This is a genomic window from Pantoea sp. Pa-EAmG (assembly GCF_030024295.1).
Classification (GTDB): Bacteria; Pseudomonadota; Gammaproteobacteria; order Enterobacterales; family Enterobacteriaceae; genus Pantoea; species Pantoea dispersa.
The window spans coordinates 1-1,477 of sequence record NZ_JASEWO010000342.1 but is presented as its reverse complement, the minus strand read 5'-3'; the positions used below and the strand labels follow the sequence as shown (position 1 = coordinate 1,477).

The window sequence follows — 1,477 nt, the reverse complement described above, 5'->3', positions numbered from 1 at the left end:
ACGGCGAGCAGACCCATGAGATCCTGCAGATGGCGCATAGCGCACTGTGCACGGTACCGCACCGTGGCGGCATGTCTGCTGAGGGCGTGGGCGATGGCGCAGGTGTCAACGTCGACCTTTCTCTGAACTTCTTCCGTAAAGTCACCGGCCAACCGCTGGAAGCCGGTCGCTTTGGCGTCGGTAACTTCTTCGTGCCAAAAGATGCCGAGCTTCGCGCGAACGCTGAGCGTCTGGTGGAAGAAACCCTCGCTGCCCATAACTTCCCTGTGCTGATGAAGCGTGATATGCCGCTGGACGGCAGCGTGACGCGTCCAGCCGCTCTGCAATTCCAGCTGCCGATTGTGCAGTGGATCTTTGCGGCTCCGCAGGAAGTCACCGAACAACTCGAGTTCGAGCGCCACATCTATCGTGCGCTGCTGGACATCGAAGCGCGTGCCTTTACTGAAAGCGAATTTGGCGGTCTCTATCCGCTGTCGCTCTCTTCACGCACTCAGGTATTTAAAGCACGCCTGAACTCTAATGAAGTGATTCCGTACTTCAAAGATTTGACCGATGCCGATCATCAGGTGCGCGGGCTGTTCTTCCATACCCGCTTCTCGACCAACACCGATCCGCACACCACCATGGCACAGCCGTTCCGTCTGATGGCGCACAATGGTGAATTGAACACCGACCGTAAGAACCGTATCGCTGAAGCGGCGCTGATGCTGGCGCGCGGCAAGAAAATTGTGCGCCCGAAAGGCCAGTCCGACAGCTCGCGTCTGGACCAAAGCATTCATAGCCGTTTGATGGAAGATAACCTCGACCTGATCAACGCCGTCGTCTCAATGATGCCACCAGCGTGGGAAAACGACACCTCACTGTCAAATGAAGTGCGCGCCATGCTGGAGTACTTCTCTCTGTATGAAGAGAAGAACGATGGCCCGGCAGCGTTGATCTTCGGTAATGGCGAAGTGATCGGGGCACGCCTTGACCGCCTGGGTCTGCGCCCATTGCGTTCTGTCGAAACCGCTGAATACATCGGTGCGATGTCAGAAGCGGGTCAGATTGCCTTCCCACCGGAAAGCGTACTGCGTCGTGGCCGTATCGAAGCGGGCGGCATGCTCTATTACGATCACAAAGAAAAACGCTCTTACACCACGGTGGAAGCGCTGGAAAAACTGGCAGCAGAGAAAGATTACCTTTCACTGTTGAGCGCAGCACGCGTTGACCTGCACGATCTGCCGGAAATTCAGGCAGAACAGCTCGGCTCACCGCTGCGCTATCGTGGTGACCTCAAAACCTATCAGCGTTTTGTGGCGTACTACTACAACCAGGAAAGCTTCAAATTCATGATGGACCCGATGCTGCAAACCGGCGCTGAGAAGATCTCGGCGATGGGTTACGGCAACGCCATCAATGGCCTGTCCGACCACGAAGGCGGCATGGCGCACTACTTCTCACAACGCTTTGCTCAGGTCACCAACCCGCCGCTGGA

At 56.6% G+C, this 1,477-nt stretch carries 1 protein-coding gene; it reads left to right on the top strand.

The genetic code is table 11. The features are described from left to right. Window positions 1-1,477: glutamate synthase central domain-containing protein (locus QMM04_RS22445; protein WP_282997102.1), on the top strand; the 1,477-nt coding region annotated here is incomplete at both ends.